The sequence below is a fragment of the Peribacillus sp. NPDC101480 genome (assembly GCF_050277335.1).
GTDB lineage: Bacteria > Bacillota > Bacilli > Bacillales > DSM-1321 > Peribacillus.
The window spans coordinates 66,204-81,885 of sequence record NZ_JBNNSB010000004.1 but is presented as its reverse complement, the minus strand read 5'-3'; the positions used below and the strand labels follow the sequence as shown (position 1 = coordinate 81,885).

The following is a 15,682-nucleotide window of genomic DNA, read 5'->3' as shown; positions in this document are numbered from 1 at the left end:
TATTTATATATACAATAGCATAATTATTCATTTTGTTCTATAAAAATTCAATAAATTTAGACAGTTTGTTTTATTGCCAATACTTTTTTAATTTTATTTATCGCCTTATCGATCTCCGATTCGGTAACTGTCAGGGATGGGAGTAAACGAAGTACTCTAGGACCTGCACTCAATACAAGTAAGCCCTCTTCTTGCAGTTCCATTAAAAACACCTGAACATCTTGTTTACACTCAATTCCAACCATCATTCCCAGACCGCGAATCTCTTTCACTTCTTCCATGCCCTTCAATGCTTTTGCCAATTGGCTTTTAAGGTATTCAGCCTTTGAAACGGTTTCTTTTAAAAACCCTGAATGGAAAATTTCCTTTAACACGGCTTCAGCTGCTGAGACACTGACGGGATTACCTCCAAAAGTGGATCCATGACTTCCAGGGTTAAAAAACTCAGACAGCGCTTCCTTCCCAATCATCGCCCCGATTGGCAGGCCATTTCCCAGCCCTTTTGCAGAAGTGATGATGTCCGGTTGGATATTGAAATGCTGGAATGCGAATGGCTTCCCTGTACGCCCTATCCCCGTCTGAATTTCATCTATGATGATGAGAACTCCGTGTTCTTGGCATTTAGTTTGAATCGCGTCCAGATATGATTGCTGTACAACATGTATGCCGCCTTCTCCCTGAACGATTTCAATCATTACAGCTGCCGTATTTTCATCAATGGCTGCTGTCATCGCTTCATTATCATTAAATGGAACATATTCGAACGAAGCTAGCATCGGTCCGAAACCAGTCTTGATTTTTTCCTGCCCCGTTGCAGCCATCGTTGCAAACGTACGGCCATGGAAAGACTGCTGACATGTGACAATTTTGCTTTTCCCGGTAGCTTTACGTGCTAGTTTGATAGCTGCCTCATTCGCCTCGGCACCGCTGTTGGCAAAGAATACCTGACTTAAACCAGAGGCATCAGCCAGCATTTTTGCTGTCCGTTCCTGTATGGAACTTTGAAACATATTCGATACATGCCAATATTTATCAAGCTGTTCCGTGACGGCCGTTTTTACCTTCTCATGACAATGTCCAAGATTCACTACCCCGATTCCGGATGTGAAATCCAAATACTCTTTACCTGTTACACTCGTAATCTTCAATCCTGACGCTTTTCTTGGCTCGATGTTCCACCTTGCATATGTTGGAAATAAAGAACTCATTGTAATACCCCTTCCTCCTGAAGAAATTTCGTACCGATGAATTGACCGCCTTGATAAAAATGATCTTTCCCACTAACGATCATAACTTCATCAATCCCTTTATTCAGCACCGACAACGCTGTATTGACCTTCGGGATCATTCCCCCATGGATACTTCCATCCATGATCATATTCTTCGTTTCCGTTTCATTCAATTTCTCGATGATCTTCCCGTTCTTCAAGACCCCTTTAACATCGGTTACAAATAAACACATATCGGCCGATAGTGCCTTCGCTACAGATCCTGCAGCCATATCGGCATTCACATTTAATTTAGTGCCATCTTCGGTAGTTGAAATGGGCGTCAATACCGGACAATAACCTTTTTCGAATAAAAGCCCGAATAATTCCGTATTGACTTGTTGTATTTCACCAACAGCTCCAAGTTTCTTTTCATCGATATAATCACCTGTGAGAATTCCGCCGTCTGAGCCATTTAACCCGACTGCCTTGATGCCATGAGCCTCCAATTTATGAACGAGGCTTCGGTTTGATTTGCCTGCCAGCATAAGTTCCACAATTTCCAACACTTCAGTGGTCGTTTTTCTTAACCCATCTTCAAATACAGGTTCAATTTCAAATTTTTCAAGCATTGAATTTATATCAGGGCCGCCTCCATGCACAAAGACGATATGGTAGCCGCGGTTTTGTAACTCTTTAACACTATTGAAAAACGACTCCGATAACTCGTTAATGATGCTGCCGCCGCACTTAATGACTAATATGTCCATACTTTTCACCTCTTACGAACGATAGCTTCCGTTTATTTTCACATAATCATAGGTTAAATCGCAGCCCCATGCCGTGCCTGATTCATTACCATCTTTCAAATAAACATTAATGATGATACTTTCATTTTCCAAGTATGCTTTGGCATCTTCCTCAGAAAACATTATTGGCTCACCATCTTTAAGTACGACAATGTCACCAAAAACGATCGTTGTTTGATCGGGATTGAATACCACTCCGCTTCTTCCCATCGCAGCAATGATTCGTCCCCAGTTTGCATCCGCTCCAAAAGCTGCCGTTTTCACTAGATTTGACCCAACGATCGTCTTCGCCATCATCTGTGAATCTTGCTTCGTATTCATGCCATGAACATTCACTTCTATCAGTTTTGTGGCACCTTCTCCGTCTTTCGCAATTTGTTTTGCGAGATTTTCCGAAGTTTGCTTTAATAATTCCAGGAAGATGGACCATTCCGGATGGTCAGGTGTCAAAGGTTCATTGTTCGCTTCTCCATTCGCGAGCACCAACACCATGTCGTTCGTTGAACAGTCGCCATCAACCGTGATTTGATTGAATGTATCATTGGTAATCGAGGATAGTGCCTGCTGTAAATCAGCCGGTTCAATTACAGCATCCGTCGTAATGAAGCCGAGCATTGTGGCCATGTTTGGATGAATCATTCCCGAGCCCTTTGCAGCACCGCCCATTTTCACGGTTTTGCCATCAATGATTGTTTCATAACCACAGCTCTTCGTTACGATATCCGTTGTTAAAATGGCTGTACCAAAAGCTTCAGCAGCTTCAGTTGTATTTTCTGGCTGCAATGACGCTATGCCTTTCCTTACCTTTTCCATTTCCATGAATTCCCCTATGACTCCTGTTGAAGCCACTGCAAATGAATGGTCCTCCAAACCGAACTTTTGAGCAGCAAGCTTCCTCATTTCCTTTGCATCTTTTAAACCCTGTTCACCTGTACAAGCATTCGCACAAGCACTATTCACTACAATGCCGTGTAGTTTCCCAGTAACGGCAATGCTGTCTTTCGTTACATTGATTGGAGCTGCTTGAACTATATTTTGTGTATAAACGGCAGCGGCTGATGCTGGGACATCGGTAAAAATGATGCCAACGTCCTTTTTAGAATAGCGTAATCCTGCATGGACACCTGACGCTTTGAACCCTTGGGGCATTAAAATGTTTCCTTCTTGAATATGTTTGATTTCTTCAACTTGCTGTAGTGTATTCATTGTTTCCCTCCAAAGTTTACGGATATATCGGACTGTTCCATAGTCCTGCCGTTTCTTCTAGTCCCATTAATATATTTGCATTTTGAATGGCCTGCCCTGCAGCACCCTTCACTAAATTATCAATTACCGAAACCACCGTTACCTTACCTGTCCTTTCATCATAATCGACGCCAATATCGCAAAAGTTCGATCCATATACCTGTTTCGTGGATGGAAAGCGATCAAGGGGCTGTACCCGGACAAATGGGTGGTTCTCGTATACGGTTTCGTATAAATCCTTTAATTCAACATTTGAGGTTTCCCGATTTACCTTAATATACATCGTTGCCATAATCCCTCTCGTCATTGGAACAAGATGTGTATTAAAGGTAATAGGTTGTATACCTGTTGACCATCGCCCAAGCTGTTGTTCGATTTCAGGTATGTGTTGATGTTGATTTACCTTATATATTTTAAAGTTCTCATTCATTTCACTATAATGGGTAACTGCCGAAGGTGATTTACCCGCCCCTGAAACCCCGGATTTTGCATCGATGATCACATCGGCAGCTGCTCCCGCCAATCCTTCAGTGAATAAAGGGGCAAGACCTAATAGTGAAGCGGTTGGGTAGCACCCAGGATTTGCAATAATCGTCGCTTTTTTGATTGCTTCGGCATTCCATTCAGCCAACCCGTATACGGCCTCTTCAATAATATGCTGAGGCGCGGCCGGCTTTTTATACCAGTGCTCGTATTCACCTGGAGTTTGAAGCCTGAGGTCTCCTGATAGGTCGATCACTTTAATGTCAAGGTCAGAAAATTCCGAAATCAATTGCGAGGAAACACCGGAAGGAGTTGCAAGAAATACAATATCGGATTTTTTTGCAATCGCTTCCGGATCAATTTTTTCTAATGTATCTTTCATATGCATTAAATGTGCATTATCTTCATATAAACTTCGACCAAATTGGGATGAAGTATGCAATGATTTTATTTTAAATTGCGGGTGATTATTCAAAAATCTTATTAGTTCCATTCCTCCATAACCCGTTGCACCTACTATTGATACGTTCATAAAACCATCTCCTATAATTTCAGGTCCCTGTCATTCTTTGATTCTATTATTATATGACTGAATAAAAATAAAATCAAATGTATTTTTATAAAATTTAAAACATAAATTTTACATGAAAAATTATCCAACGAAAATCCTAGAATTATCCAAACTTGTTGACTACTAGGGTTTTTTCCGTTTAAATCAAAGGTAGTAATTGAGTAATGACGCTATCTGAAAGGTGGTCATATGCATGAATGAATTATCGTTATCTAATCGGATGCATGCAATTTTAGATAATAAACAACAAGTTAAACATATGGAAAAAGGGCGCTACCTTTTTCAGGAGAGCACCCCAGCAAGTGATTTGTATTACATTATTAAAGGGAAAGTGGAAGTGAGCAAGGTTGTTCCCGACGGTCGGGAATTGACTATACGCATTAGTTCGGAGAATGATTTGGTTGGGGAAACCGTCTTATTTTCTCAAAATCCTAAATATATGATGAATGCAAAAATGATGGAAGATGGAACTGTTGCGGTTATCTCCAAAGAAGCATTAGAAGATAAAATCGCCTCCGATAGCCATCTTGCAGTCGAGATGATGACATGGTTATCCGCTCAAAACCGTAAAAACCAGGCTAAATTCCGCGATATGCTCCTGCACGGTAAGAAAGGTGCATTTTACTCAACCCTCATCCGTTTATCAAATAGCTATGGCACTGAAGCAGAAGACGGTAAAGTTATCAACCTTCCCTTTACAAACCAAGAACTCGCCAATTTTTGCGGCACATCCCGCGAGGTGGTCAATCGAATGCTTGCTCAATTAAGGAAAAACAATGTCATCTCCATTAAAAAGGGACGCATTACGATTCTTGACTTTGACTATTTGAAACAGGAAATCGACTGTGAAAACTGTCCAATAGAAATCTGTACCATCGATTGAATCCTTACCATAAAAAAGCAGCAATACATAATGCCTTACTGTTCTTAAGATGATTGGAGTTTATTTCACGCTAAATCCATCCCTAGGACCATTGAATTATTTTCATTGCCTTGTGTCCTATATAAAAATGCATAAAAAAAGTATAAAATGACTGACATCAGTTCCTGACAACTATTCAAAAAAAGGGATGGCATAACTGCCATCCCTTTTTTTACTCATTCGGACGGATTACCCGCCAATGAATGACATTTCGATTTTTTCCTGTTTCTTCACCGTTCCCGCTGCCCGCTCATCCGAATAGCGGTCGTCCCTACGGTTCCAAAGTGAAATGATGAACCCGGTCAATTCTTCATCTGTCATGTCGGAACGGAGCAATGACTTCAAGTCATTTCCCTTTCCATTAAACAGGCATGTATATAAACTTCCATTAGCAGAAAGACGTGCACGTGTACAACTTGAACAAAAAGACTCGGATACCGAGGTTATGAAGCCCACTTCTGCATTAGTGCCTTTATAGCGGTAGCGTTTTGCCACCTCTCCAAAATAATCTTCTTCAACCGGTTCAAGATCGAATTCGGTTTGGAGCATCGCAAGCAGTTCTTTTTTCGTAATGACATTCTTCAACTGCCAGCCATTTGTATGTCCGACATCCATGAATTCTATATAGCGTAATTGAATGCCCTCATCTTTACAAAATCGGGCCATCGGCAGGATTTGAGATTCATTGGTTTCTTTTTTCACAACCATATTCACTTTTACGCCAAGCCCTGCTTCCTTGGCAGCAGCGATGCCTTCAATAACTGGCTTTATGCCGATATCCCTGCCGTTCATCTTCTTGAAAAGGTCGTCATCGAGGCTGTCCAAGCTGATATTCACCCTTTGCAAACCAGCTTCCCTCAAATTCACGGCATGTTTTTTCAAGAAGACCCCATTCGTGGTCAGTCCAATATCTTCAATGCCTTCAATTTTAACGAGATTTGAAATCAGAGTGGTAAGATCTCTCCGTAGTAATGGTTCCCCGCCAGTCAACCTTAGTTTTTTTACCCCTAAGCCTGCGAATATTTTAGAAAGCCTTACAATTTCCTCATAAGATAATAGCTCACTTTTAGGCAGGAACTGAAAATTATCGTGAAAAATTTCAGCAGGCATGCAATACTGGCAGCGAAAGTTACAGCGATCTATGACTGAAATCCTTAAATCCCTTAGTGGCCTGTCCAATGAATCTTTAATTTGACTGTTCAATTAACCACTCCTAGCCGAAAGTATTAGAAAAAACCAGACCATAAAAAAGTGGCTCCTTGAATGGATTCACTTTTTTTGACTGGCTTTTTATTTCTATTACAGAGTTATCATTTGATACCTAATGCAATTTTAGCATATCTGGACATTTTGTCTTTCGTCCATGGCGGACTCCAGACAATCTTCACATCCGTTTCCTTGACCTCGGGGATATCTTCCAGAACCAATTTAACTTGATCTACGATCGTCCCAGCCATCGGACAGCCCATTGCTGTCAATGTCATCGTCACCGTAGTCAGACCTTCCTCATCCATATCCACATCATATACCAAGCCTAAATTAACGATATCTATACCAAGCTCAGGGTCAATGACCTGCTCCAAAGCTCCCAAAATAATGTCTTTTGTATCTTGATCCACTTCGATCACTCCTTTTATGGATAATCTCTTCGTTTTTAGATTATCGGTTTCATCATTATGTCCGTATAAGCATCATAACAGATTTTGTGTAAGTACTTAAGCATTTTGCACAGCTGACAGTAAATGTTTCGCGAACCAGTCTGCTGTCTTTAGCACTCCTTCTCTACTGACCTTATGTCCAGCCTTGGGGTCAAGGATAAAATCAATTTTTTCATCTGCCTTATCATACCCTGGTTTGACCCCTTCATAAAAACGGTATGCATGTTGATAAGGCACAACCGGATCTTTGGCACCATGCCAAAAAAGAAGCGGACGGTTGCAAAGCTTATCCTGATTAAGACTCAAATCAAATGGCTTGAGCTGTTCAATCACCTTGGCAACTTCCTCATCAGTAGCTGGGAAATTAACTTTCCTTTTCTTAATCTCCTCCATTTGGAGCTCTGCATACGCGACATATGATGGGTTACCCATTAAACTGACTCCGGCGGAAATCCATTCATAAGCAGCCAGGGCCCCATTAGTCACTATTCCCCCCATGGAGGTACCCGCTACGCCAATTCTGTCGGGATCAATTAATTTTCGGGATAATAAATCATCCTTCAGCAAAGATAAATCCTGGATTGTCTGTAAAACCATTTCCCAAAAACGGGGCATCATTTGAGAATCACTTAAACCGGCTTCCCTTTCCCCATGATGAATCACATCGGGTAGAAGCACCCGAAACCCCTTTTCAGCCAATAAATAAGCATAGTGTAGATTGTGCTCTTTTGCACTTTGAAAACCATGTATAAAAATAATAAGCGGCAATTCCTGTTTGAAAGTGGTTTCTTCACCTAGGTGCAAGACAGGAATATTTCCAATTAGTTCTTTTTCAATTATTATCAAGTTAACCCCTCCGAATAATTTGTTCCGGTCTTTCCAATACCATTATCAAAATGGCATTGGCATTCATCATTTCATTCCTTTAAACCTGAGCTTCGCTTTAATTATCTTAATCCTGGATATAGTAATATCATACAGGAATGCATAAAGAATGAAAAAGATTTACATTTACTTTAAAATAGGCTTAACAATATTCACATATAATGAAATCAAAAAGAACAGAAGGTGTGTACATGGCTGAGAAACATTTGATCGTATTGGATCTTGATGGTACTTTACTTACAGATAACAAAACAATTTCTTCAAGGACTAAAAAAACACTCCTGAAATTAAAAGAAGATGGACACGAAGTTATGATCGCCACCGGGCGTCCCTTTCGCTCAAGTGAACTTTATTACCGGGAATTGGGGTTGAATACACCAATCGTTAATTTCAATGGTGCTTTCGTCCATCACCCATTACATACAAGCTGGGGGGTATACCACTCTCCACTGGATATAAATGTTGCGAAAGAGATTGTCGAAGCATGTGATCAGTTTAAATATCACAACATAATCGCAGAAGTCCGGGATGAAGTTTATGTCCATTATCATGATGAAAAATTGATGAACATGTTCAATGTAGGAAATCCGATCATGAAGACAGGTGACTTGCGCAATTACCTTCAGGATTCCCCAACTTCGATGCTAATTCACACAGATAGTGAATTCGTAGGACAGATTCGCCAGCATTTATCCGATGTTCATGCAGAATTGGTCGATCATCGCCGCTGGGCAGAGCCTTTTCATATCATCGAAATAATAAAAAGCGGGTTAAGTAAAGCCGTAGGGCTTAAACGGGTATCCAACTATCTGGAAATTCCTCAAAATAGGATAATCGCCTTCGGTGATGAAGATAATGATTTGGAAATGCTTGAATACGCGGGAACCGGGGTGGCCATGGGAAATGCGATCTCACCAGTAAAAACGGTAGCAAATACGACTACATTGACGAATGAAGAAGATGGTATAGCCGTCTTCCTCGAAGAAAAATTCAATATAAAAGCCTAATACGTCATTTTTTACCTTCATAATATCGACCTTTCAAGCCAAACTAATATGGACAACAGATCCATTCAGTTGTCGAAACGCTCAGAATCGGAGGAGATAAGAATGGGTAAAAGCAGTAAATCTAAACGATTTGTACAGCAGGGCAAAGAAAGTGTTGCCAAGCATGCCGAAAAAATCCCTTATCACACTACGTTTGAAGAAGCAGAAAAAGACAGGTTAAGAATTATGTCTGAACAAAGCTATGGTGGCTTCTAATGGGAAACAAATTATTTCAAAAGGCAAGGGAATTTGTTGAAGAAGCTCTCCACTCTGAGCATGACGGTGACCAGCAAAAGACAGAGGAAATCGCTAAAAACGCTCTTTCATCAGCCTTTGCCAATACGAACGAGGCCGAAAAAGAACAACTGCGAGAACTTCAGGAAGAGCTGGAAAACCACTCTAAATAACGTGAAAGCCTCCAGGAATCCTGGAGGCTTTCGCTTGTTTCAATTGTTATTTCGTGCCTTACCGCCTTTTTCACCGATCTCTTTATAAAAGTCTTTACCATGGGAATCTGCAGTGGCTTCCCCACCCTTTTGTCCAATTTCTTGATAGAATTCCTTATCATGATTATCCGATGTGGCTTCTCCGCCCTTTTGCCCAATTTCCCGGTAAAAATCCTTGTCGTGATTTTTAGATGTGGCTTCCCCGCCTTTACGGCCTGCTTCCTGTCTGCTCATTTTTTCGTCGTTGGCCATTTTCATCACTCCTTCTAAGATTTTAAATTGGCGCTACAATATAAGAATTAGCCGTTTTGTACAGGCAATAAACTTATTACGCCCAAATACTGCCTTTTGTAATAGAAGTGTAATGGCCTAGATTTTTTGTTAATATCATTCCCTGCGGAAAGTTCCAACAATGCCTGACGTTTCTATGATGTTTGTGAAAGCGTGTGGATCCACTTCCTTGATGATCCGTTCAAGGTCATACAGTTCATACCTTGTAATGACAATCAATAACATTTCCTTAGTTTCGTTAGTGAACGCACCTTTTGCGGGAACCCTTGTAATTCCGCGAACTAATTTAGCGTGGATTGCCTGTTTAAGCTCTTCGCTTTTCTTTGTAATGATCATGGCCGTAAGCTTTTCATGACGCGTATGTATCGCGTCCACGACACGTGTCGATGTATAAAGGGTAACAAGTGTATACAAAGCTTTTTCCGGTCCATAAACAGCACCTGCCGTTACAATGATCACGCCATTCAGCAGAAATAAATAAGTACCTACAGGTTTATCTTTCTTACGTGAAAGAAGCATGGCGATAATATCCATTCCTCCAGTCGATGCACCGTATTTCAATGTGATCCCCACACCTACTGCAGCAATGACTCCGCCAAATACCGCATTCAACAATATGTCAGGTGACCAGCGTGTAATCGGAATGATTTCCATAAAGAAGGACATCAAGGCAACACTGAGGAAACTATAAAAAGTGAAAGACTTTCCAACCTTTCGCCAAGCAATGATCGTTACTGGAATGTTCAATAAAAGCAATAGAATACCTGTCGATACATTAAAAGGAGCAAAAGAACCAATCATCCTTGATAGAAGCTGGGCAACTCCCGTAAAGCCGCTTGCATATACGTTTGCCGGTATTAGAAAAAAGTTCATTGCAATGGCATTAAGCAATGCTCCGACCACAACTATGATAATTTTCTTCATTTCACCACTAAACATCCTAAAAACCTCCATTTCACCCTTATTCTATTATCTTTTTACCCTTAATTATTTATTCTATTTACGTAGAGATTGAATTTTCACCGTTACGTGCTACACTAAAAAGTAGAGTGACCACTCATTTTTCTAAAAATTGTAAAAAGAAAGCAGGTGTATTATGGCTATCACAATTCTTGCAGATAGTGCATGTGATTTGCCGTTGTCTTTCTATAAGGAAAACAATGTTTCATTAATCCCTTTACAAGTCCATCTTGACGGGGAAAATTATGAAGATTTACTTACTATTAATTCTCACGAAGTCTATCAGGCGATGCTTGAAGGAAAAGCCCCGAAAACATCGCAAGCTTCCCCAGAATACTTTATAGAACTTTTCACACAGTTTGCCAAGGAGAAAAAACAAGGGATATATATAGCCTTTTCTTCTGAGTTATCAGGAACATATCAAACGGCAGTGATGATTCTTAATCAGGTGAAGGAAGAGTACCCTGAACTTGACATTGAAATCGTCAATACGAAATGTGCTTCAATGGGCGTCGGTTTAATTGTAAAGAAAGCGGCCGATCTGGCAGCAAACGGTGCCACTAAAGAAGAAATCCTGGCTGCCATCGAATTCCAAACGCGGCATATGGAGCATCTATTCACTGTAGATAACCTAGAATATCTGGCCCGTGGCGGCCGCATCTCCAAGACATCTGCCCTTGTTGGCGGTTTATTAAACATTAAACCGTTATTGCATGTTGAAGATGGGAAGCTTGTTCCGCTCGAAAAGATACGCGGCAAAAAGAAATTGATTAAACGTGTAATCGAATTAATGCACGAAAGAGGCAAAAATTTAACAACCCAAACGATTGCCATCAGTCATGGCGATGATGAAGAAACGGCACTGGAATGGAAGGAAGCCATCCAAAATGAATTCGGGACAACCGACTTCATGATCCATACAATTGGCTCCGTCATCGGTGCACATGCCGGTCCTGGCACAATTGCCCTCTTCTTCTTAAACGATACCCCTGAGAAATCATAAACATACATACTCCCTTCCATAATTGTGAACAATATATATTGATCAGATAATGGAAGGGAGTTTTCACTATGTCCAAAACAACCGATGACAATAAAAGGCCCAAAGATAACCAAGCAAGAAATGCTGAAAAAAATATCGCTTATCAGGAAAACCTTACTGCAGGTAAGCACTCCTATTCGAAGAAAACGGACCATAAATGAAGCGCGGGGCTAGTCCCCTCGCTTTTTTAATATCGTTTATATAGTTGTCTTCCTATCACACTTTCTCTATAATAAAGGAAATAAACCCTGCTGGAGGTAAGTGATGGCAAAGGAAAATTCATTTGATATTGTTTCGAAAGTAGACTTTTCAGAGGTAACGAATGCAGTTACCATGGCTATGAAGGAAATACAGACTCGCTATGATTTTAAAGGGAGCATAAGCAGCATCTCAATTGAAAAAGAAGACCTGGTTCTAGTATCCGACGATGAATATAAGCTCGATCAGCTGAAGGATGTTCTCATCAGTAAGCTCATTAAACGTGACGTACCCGTCAAGAACCTGGATTATGGCAAATTAGAAGGAGCTTCTGGCGGAACCGTTCGCCAACGGGCTAAGTTAATTCAAGGCATCGATAAGGAGCAAGCAAAAAAAATCAATACCATCATTAAAAATAGCGGTCTTAAAGTGAAAAGCCAAATCCAGGATGATCAAATCCGGGTTACCGGTAAGAACCGGGATGATTTACAAGGAATCATTTCCGCGATCCGGGGCGCTGATCTGTCCATTGATGTACAGTTCCTAAATTACCGCTAAGTATTAAGGGCTCACCTGCTTTGGGTGGGTCTTTTTTTATTTGTTGCAACGGCCTCCATAAGAGTTCATCCCCCCTTTTTCTTCAAATGAATCGCCTTCATGGAACATGGAAAGACTAGTCATGTTCCCTACAGTTAAAACATTAAACAAGACTTAAATTGGGTATTTTTTCCATGTTTTCTTTTTCCTAAAAGAAGGAATAGAAAAAGCATAGCTAATTAAATGGGAGGCGTTTATATCTTGACTACTCAAAACCAAAATCAGAACAAACAAGGATTTCCACCTCAACATCAGCAGCATCAACCTGGACTGGAAACAAAAATGGAACCGAACCCTGATTCAGTTAAAGCTGCCTACAAAGGAAGCGGCAAATTAAAAGGTAAAACGGCAATCATAACAGGAGGAGACAGCGGAATCGGTAAATCGGTTGCCATTTACTACGCTAAAGAAGGAGCTAATGTGACAGTTGCTTACTTGGATGAACACGAGGATGCCAAAACGACAAAAGAATTGATCGAAAAAGAAGGCCAGAAATGTTTACTCATTTCCGGTGATATCGGTGATGAAGCCTTCTGCCAGGAAGTCGTCAAAAAAACGGTTGATGAATTTGGCGGTTTGGACATTCTAGTCAACAACGCCGGAGAACAGCATGTGCAGACAAGTATCCTGGACATTTCAGCTGAACAATTGGAAAAAACGTTCCGCACGAATATTTTCTCGATGTTCCACTTAACTAAAGCTGCATTGAAGCACCTTAAAAAAGGAAGCAGCATCATTAATACAACCTCTATCACAGCCTATCAGGGCAACCCAAAACTAATCGATTACTCTTCAACAAAAGGTGCAATACTTGCATTTACAAGAGCCCTGTCGAACTCCATTTCAAAAGATGGCATCAGAGTGAACGGTGTGGCTCCAGGCCCGATCTGGACACCGCTGATTCCTGCCTCATTCGGCGAAGAGGATGTTGCCAAATTCGGACAGGATACTCCAATGGGCCGTGCAGGGCAGCCAGAGGAATTGGCACCAGCCTATGTATATTTGGCAAGTGATGATTCATCCTATGTCAGCGGACAAGTCATCCATGTAAACGGCGGGACCGTTGTAAACGGATAAGCCTTACCTTTCCAAAAGCAGTGGATTTCACAAATCCGCTGCTTTTGCTCTTTCAAGCAGGATATTACCGGTTAGCGCGGAATATATGATTGGAAGGAGTGGAGTCATTTTTGAAAAAAATTGCAGATCCATGGTTTACCGTTCAGGAATTGGACCCAAATACGTTTGCAATCAGTGAATATGGTCATTGGGAGAAAGTTCATTCCTATTTATTACTTGGGGAGACCCGAGCTGCGTTAATAGACACAGGGTTAGGCATCGGTTCGATTAAGGGGATTACAGACCGGCTTACCGATCTTCCTATTACCGTCCTGACTACACACGTTCATGCGGATCATATTGGGGGTCACGGTGATTTTGATACCATTTATGTTCATGGTGATGATGCCAATTGGCTAATCAACGGCATTGATGGTTTGTCCTTGGAACAAATAAGAAAGAACATGGCCCGGGATATAACATTACCCATACCTGAATCATTCGACCCTTTCACATACAAGCCATACCAGGGGTACCCTGATAGGCTCTTATCTGATGGGGACACGATCGATCTCGGGAACCGTAGTTTAATCATTTATCACACGCCTGGGCATTCACCTGGCCACATCTCAATTTTGGATAATGAAACAGGTTATTTATTCACTGGCGACCTGCTCTATTCAGATACCCCCGTTTATGCATTTTATCCCTCTACGAGCCCTGAAGACCTTGTTAATTCGTTAGAAAAAATCGCAAAGATCAAGGCAGTCTCCAAAATCTATGGCGGACACAACCAACTCGGCCTCGAACCAAGGATTCTTGAGGAAGTTCTAGCAGCCATTAAATATCTTAAAGGGAATAAATTAGTCAGACATGGAACGGGTGTACATGCATTCAAAAGTTTTAGCGTACATTTCTAGCAAAAAAAGGCATTGCTTTTGCAATGCCCTTTTCTTTAATAAGTCATGGCCATTGCACCTTGCTTGATCGATCTGCAGGAGTGCCTTTCCACGAAATGATGTGGAATGATGGTCCCGGCAGGAGCATCCCCAGTCTGCAGCATGTGAATGATGCCTTTAGCGGCCTGATATCCCAAATCAAAAATATTAATATCTACGGAAGTCAGGGCCGGTAATGACAGTTCAGAGAAAAGAACGTTATTGAAGCTGACGATTGACATTTCTTCAGGAGTGCGCACGCCCATCTCGCGAAGTGAATGCACGATGCCAAGTGCCATGAGATCATCACTGACCACCAAAGCGGTAGGTGGTTCATCGATGGATAGTAACCTTTTTGCAGCAGCTTGTCCCCCTTCATGCAAAAAATCTTCATGCAGGGTATATTCCATCCTTCGATCAATTCCAGCCCTCTCCAATGCCCGTTCATATCCTGATAAGCGATCAAGGGTCATCACAAGGGATTCATCACCTCCGATGAATCCAACCCTTTCATGCCCTAGCTGTATGAGGTAATCCGTTGCCTGTTCGGCTGCCAAGACATTATCATTATCAACATATGTTATCTCCTCGATGTAATCATAGGGCTTCCCAATGATTACAAATGGAAAAGCCCTTTCTCTCAAATAGGTCAGAATGTGATCGTTCATCCTTGAATACATCAGGATTATTCCATCCACCATACCCCCCTGCACCATATTCACTACTCCTTCGTAGATTTCATCTTCGGTTTTTCCCGTGCTTAGCAACAAGGAATAGTGGTTTTCCTGGGCTCCCTCACTTAGACCCTGGAGGATCGTCGGAAAAAAGGGATTTTGATAATAATCATTTGACGAACTTGGCATTACCAAACCAATGATCCTGGTCGATTGATTGGCAAGACTACGTGCAATGAAGTTTGGATGGTATCCTAATTTAGTCATCGCCTTACGTACCCGTACCTTTGTTTTTTCACTTATCCGAGGATTGTTTGCAATCACTCGAGAAACTGTTGAAGGAGCAACATTCGCTAGCTGTGCCACATCTTTTATTGTGATGGCCATGCATTTCCCCTCTCCCCTCTTAGCCTTTATTGACTTCATTTTTAAAAAAGGTGAATACCAATAAACACTTCTTTAATATTTGTTTTATATTTATACATTTTGTATGTATTCATAATACACTCAGTTCAATAGTTATATCCATACTTTTTTTAATGTTTGTTCAATTTTTCAGAAAATACTTACTTTTCCGTTTTTTTCATCTATGTTTTAAAATCCAAAAAGAAGCTGATGTATGATCAGCTTCTTCAAAAACGACAGGTGTATTG

Annotated in this window: 18 protein-coding genes and 1 pseudogene; 9 read left to right on the top strand and 10 right to left on the bottom strand. The window is 41.1% G+C overall.

Going from position 1 to position 15,682, the window contains the following annotated elements; all coding sequences use genetic code 11:
- Positions 1-56: 56 nt before the first annotated feature.
- The 4 genes from ACQKMF_RS14680 to argC are packed head-to-tail and all read right to left on the bottom strand — an operon-like array spanning position 57 to position 4,277.
- Positions 57-1,208 (bottom strand): acetylornithine transaminase, encoded by a 1,152-nt coding sequence (locus tag ACQKMF_RS14680; protein ID WP_427573840.1) that lies wholly within the window; start codon positions 1,206-1,208, stop codon positions 57-59.
- Positions 1,205-1,978, bottom strand: coding sequence for an acetylglutamate kinase (gene argB, locus ACQKMF_RS14675; RefSeq protein ID WP_402941338.1), 774 nt, complete (start codon positions 1,976-1,978; stop codon positions 1,205-1,207). Before argB ends, ACQKMF_RS14680 begins: the two co-directional genes overlap by 4 nt.
- Before the next feature lie 12 nt (positions 1,979-1,990).
- Entirely contained in the window at positions 1,991-3,223 is a 1,233-nt protein-coding gene (argJ, locus tag ACQKMF_RS14670; RefSeq protein ID WP_260356926.1) for a bifunctional ornithine acetyltransferase/N-acetylglutamate synthase, read from the bottom strand.
- A 16-nt stretch (positions 3,224-3,239) separates the two neighbouring features.
- Positions 3,240-4,277: an N-acetyl-gamma-glutamyl-phosphate reductase gene (gene argC / locus ACQKMF_RS14665; protein ID WP_230177377.1), complete on the bottom strand. Its 1,038-nt coding sequence runs from the start codon at positions 4,275-4,277 to the stop codon at positions 3,240-3,242.
- Between the two features lie 232 nt (positions 4,278-4,509).
- Between argC and ACQKMF_RS14660 the strand changes: the two genes are divergently transcribed.
- Positions 4,510-5,199 (top strand): Crp/Fnr family transcriptional regulator, encoded by a 690-nt coding sequence (locus ACQKMF_RS14660; RefSeq protein WP_101224132.1) that lies wholly within the window; start codon positions 4,510-4,512, stop codon positions 5,197-5,199.
- Positions 5,200-5,427: 228 nt separating this feature from the next.
- Here the strand turns inward: ACQKMF_RS14660 and moaA are convergent, their stop codons facing one another.
- The 3 genes from moaA to ACQKMF_RS14645 form a co-directional block, all read right to left on the bottom strand.
- Positions 5,428-6,441: a GTP 3',8-cyclase MoaA gene (gene moaA / locus ACQKMF_RS14655; RefSeq protein ID WP_427573836.1), complete on the bottom strand. Its 1,014-nt coding sequence runs from the start codon at positions 6,439-6,441 to the stop codon at positions 5,428-5,430.
- A gap of 107 nt (positions 6,442-6,548) precedes the next feature.
- On the bottom strand, positions 6,549-6,857 hold the full coding sequence (locus tag ACQKMF_RS14650; protein WP_034314562.1) for a metal-sulfur cluster assembly factor: 309 nt from the start codon (positions 6,855-6,857) through the stop codon (positions 6,549-6,551).
- Between the two features lie 96 nt (positions 6,858-6,953).
- Complete coding sequence (locus tag ACQKMF_RS14645; protein WP_230177371.1) at positions 6,954-7,742, bottom strand: alpha/beta fold hydrolase; 789 nt, start codon at positions 7,740-7,742, stop codon at positions 6,954-6,956.
- Positions 7,743-7,972: 230 nt separating this feature from the next.
- On the opposite strand from ACQKMF_RS14645, the gene ACQKMF_RS14640 reads away from it, so the two are divergent.
- The 3 genes from ACQKMF_RS14640 to ACQKMF_RS14630 all read left to right on the top strand — a co-directional run bounded on the left by ACQKMF_RS14640 (position 7,973) and on the right by ACQKMF_RS14630 (position 9,234).
- Positions 7,973-8,788 carry a Cof-type HAD-IIB family hydrolase gene (locus ACQKMF_RS14640; protein WP_101224135.1) on the top strand — a complete coding sequence of 272 codons (816 nt, stop codon included), beginning with the start codon at positions 7,973-7,975 and terminating at the stop codon, positions 8,786-8,788.
- A 102-nt stretch (positions 8,789-8,890) separates the two neighbouring features.
- Entirely contained in the window at positions 8,891-9,043 is a 153-nt protein-coding gene (locus tag ACQKMF_RS14635; protein ID WP_202190617.1) for a hypothetical protein, read from the top strand.
- Positions 9,043-9,234 (top strand): DUF3813 domain-containing protein, encoded by a 192-nt coding sequence (locus ACQKMF_RS14630; RefSeq protein WP_101224136.1) that lies wholly within the window; start codon positions 9,043-9,045, stop codon positions 9,232-9,234. The genes ACQKMF_RS14635 and ACQKMF_RS14630 overlap by 1 nt, the downstream gene beginning before the upstream one ends.
- Positions 9,235-9,276: 42 nt before the next feature.
- On the opposite strand, the pseudogene ACQKMF_RS14625 reads toward ACQKMF_RS14630, so the two are convergent.
- Both ACQKMF_RS14625 and ACQKMF_RS14620 read right to left on the bottom strand, forming a co-directional pair.
- Positions 9,277-9,525: pseudogene (locus ACQKMF_RS14625) on the bottom strand (KGG domain-containing protein); the annotation flags it as partial.
- Positions 9,526-9,660: 135 nt separating this feature from the next.
- Positions 9,661-10,503 (bottom strand): YitT family protein, encoded by an 843-nt coding sequence (locus ACQKMF_RS14620; RefSeq protein WP_230177369.1) that lies wholly within the window; start codon positions 10,501-10,503, stop codon positions 9,661-9,663.
- 157 nt (positions 10,504-10,660) lie between these two features.
- Here ACQKMF_RS14620 and ACQKMF_RS14615 point away from each other — a divergent pair, with 157 nt between their 5' ends.
- The 5 genes from ACQKMF_RS14615 (at position 10,661) to ACQKMF_RS14595 (ending at position 14,337) form a co-directional block, all read left to right on the top strand.
- On the top strand, positions 10,661-11,527 hold the full coding sequence (locus tag ACQKMF_RS14615; RefSeq protein WP_101224138.1) for a DegV family protein: 867 nt from the start codon (positions 10,661-10,663) through the stop codon (positions 11,525-11,527).
- Between the two features lie 68 nt (positions 11,528-11,595).
- Positions 11,596-11,727 (top strand): DUF3941 domain-containing protein, encoded by a 132-nt coding sequence (locus ACQKMF_RS14610; protein ID WP_082196697.1) that lies wholly within the window; start codon positions 11,596-11,598, stop codon positions 11,725-11,727.
- 103 nt (positions 11,728-11,830) lie between these two features.
- Entirely contained in the window at positions 11,831-12,322 is a 492-nt protein-coding gene (locus ACQKMF_RS14605; RefSeq protein ID WP_101224139.1) for a YajQ family cyclic di-GMP-binding protein, read from the top strand.
- A gap of 240 nt (positions 12,323-12,562) precedes the next feature.
- Entirely contained in the window at positions 12,563-13,438 is an 876-nt protein-coding gene (locus ACQKMF_RS14600) for an SDR family oxidoreductase (protein ID WP_397314342.1), read from the top strand.
- A 119-nt stretch (positions 13,439-13,557) separates the two neighbouring features.
- Complete coding sequence (locus ACQKMF_RS14595) at positions 13,558-14,337, top strand: MBL fold metallo-hydrolase (protein ID WP_427574165.1); 780 nt, start codon at positions 13,558-13,560, stop codon at positions 14,335-14,337.
- A gap of 35 nt (positions 14,338-14,372) precedes the next feature.
- On the opposite strand, the gene ACQKMF_RS14590 is transcribed toward ACQKMF_RS14595, so the two are convergent.
- Positions 14,373-15,416 carry a LacI family DNA-binding transcriptional regulator gene (locus ACQKMF_RS14590; RefSeq protein WP_101224141.1) on the bottom strand — a complete coding sequence of 348 codons (1,044 nt, stop codon included), beginning with the start codon at positions 15,414-15,416 and terminating at the stop codon, positions 14,373-14,375.
- Positions 15,417-15,682: the final 266 nt, after the last annotated feature.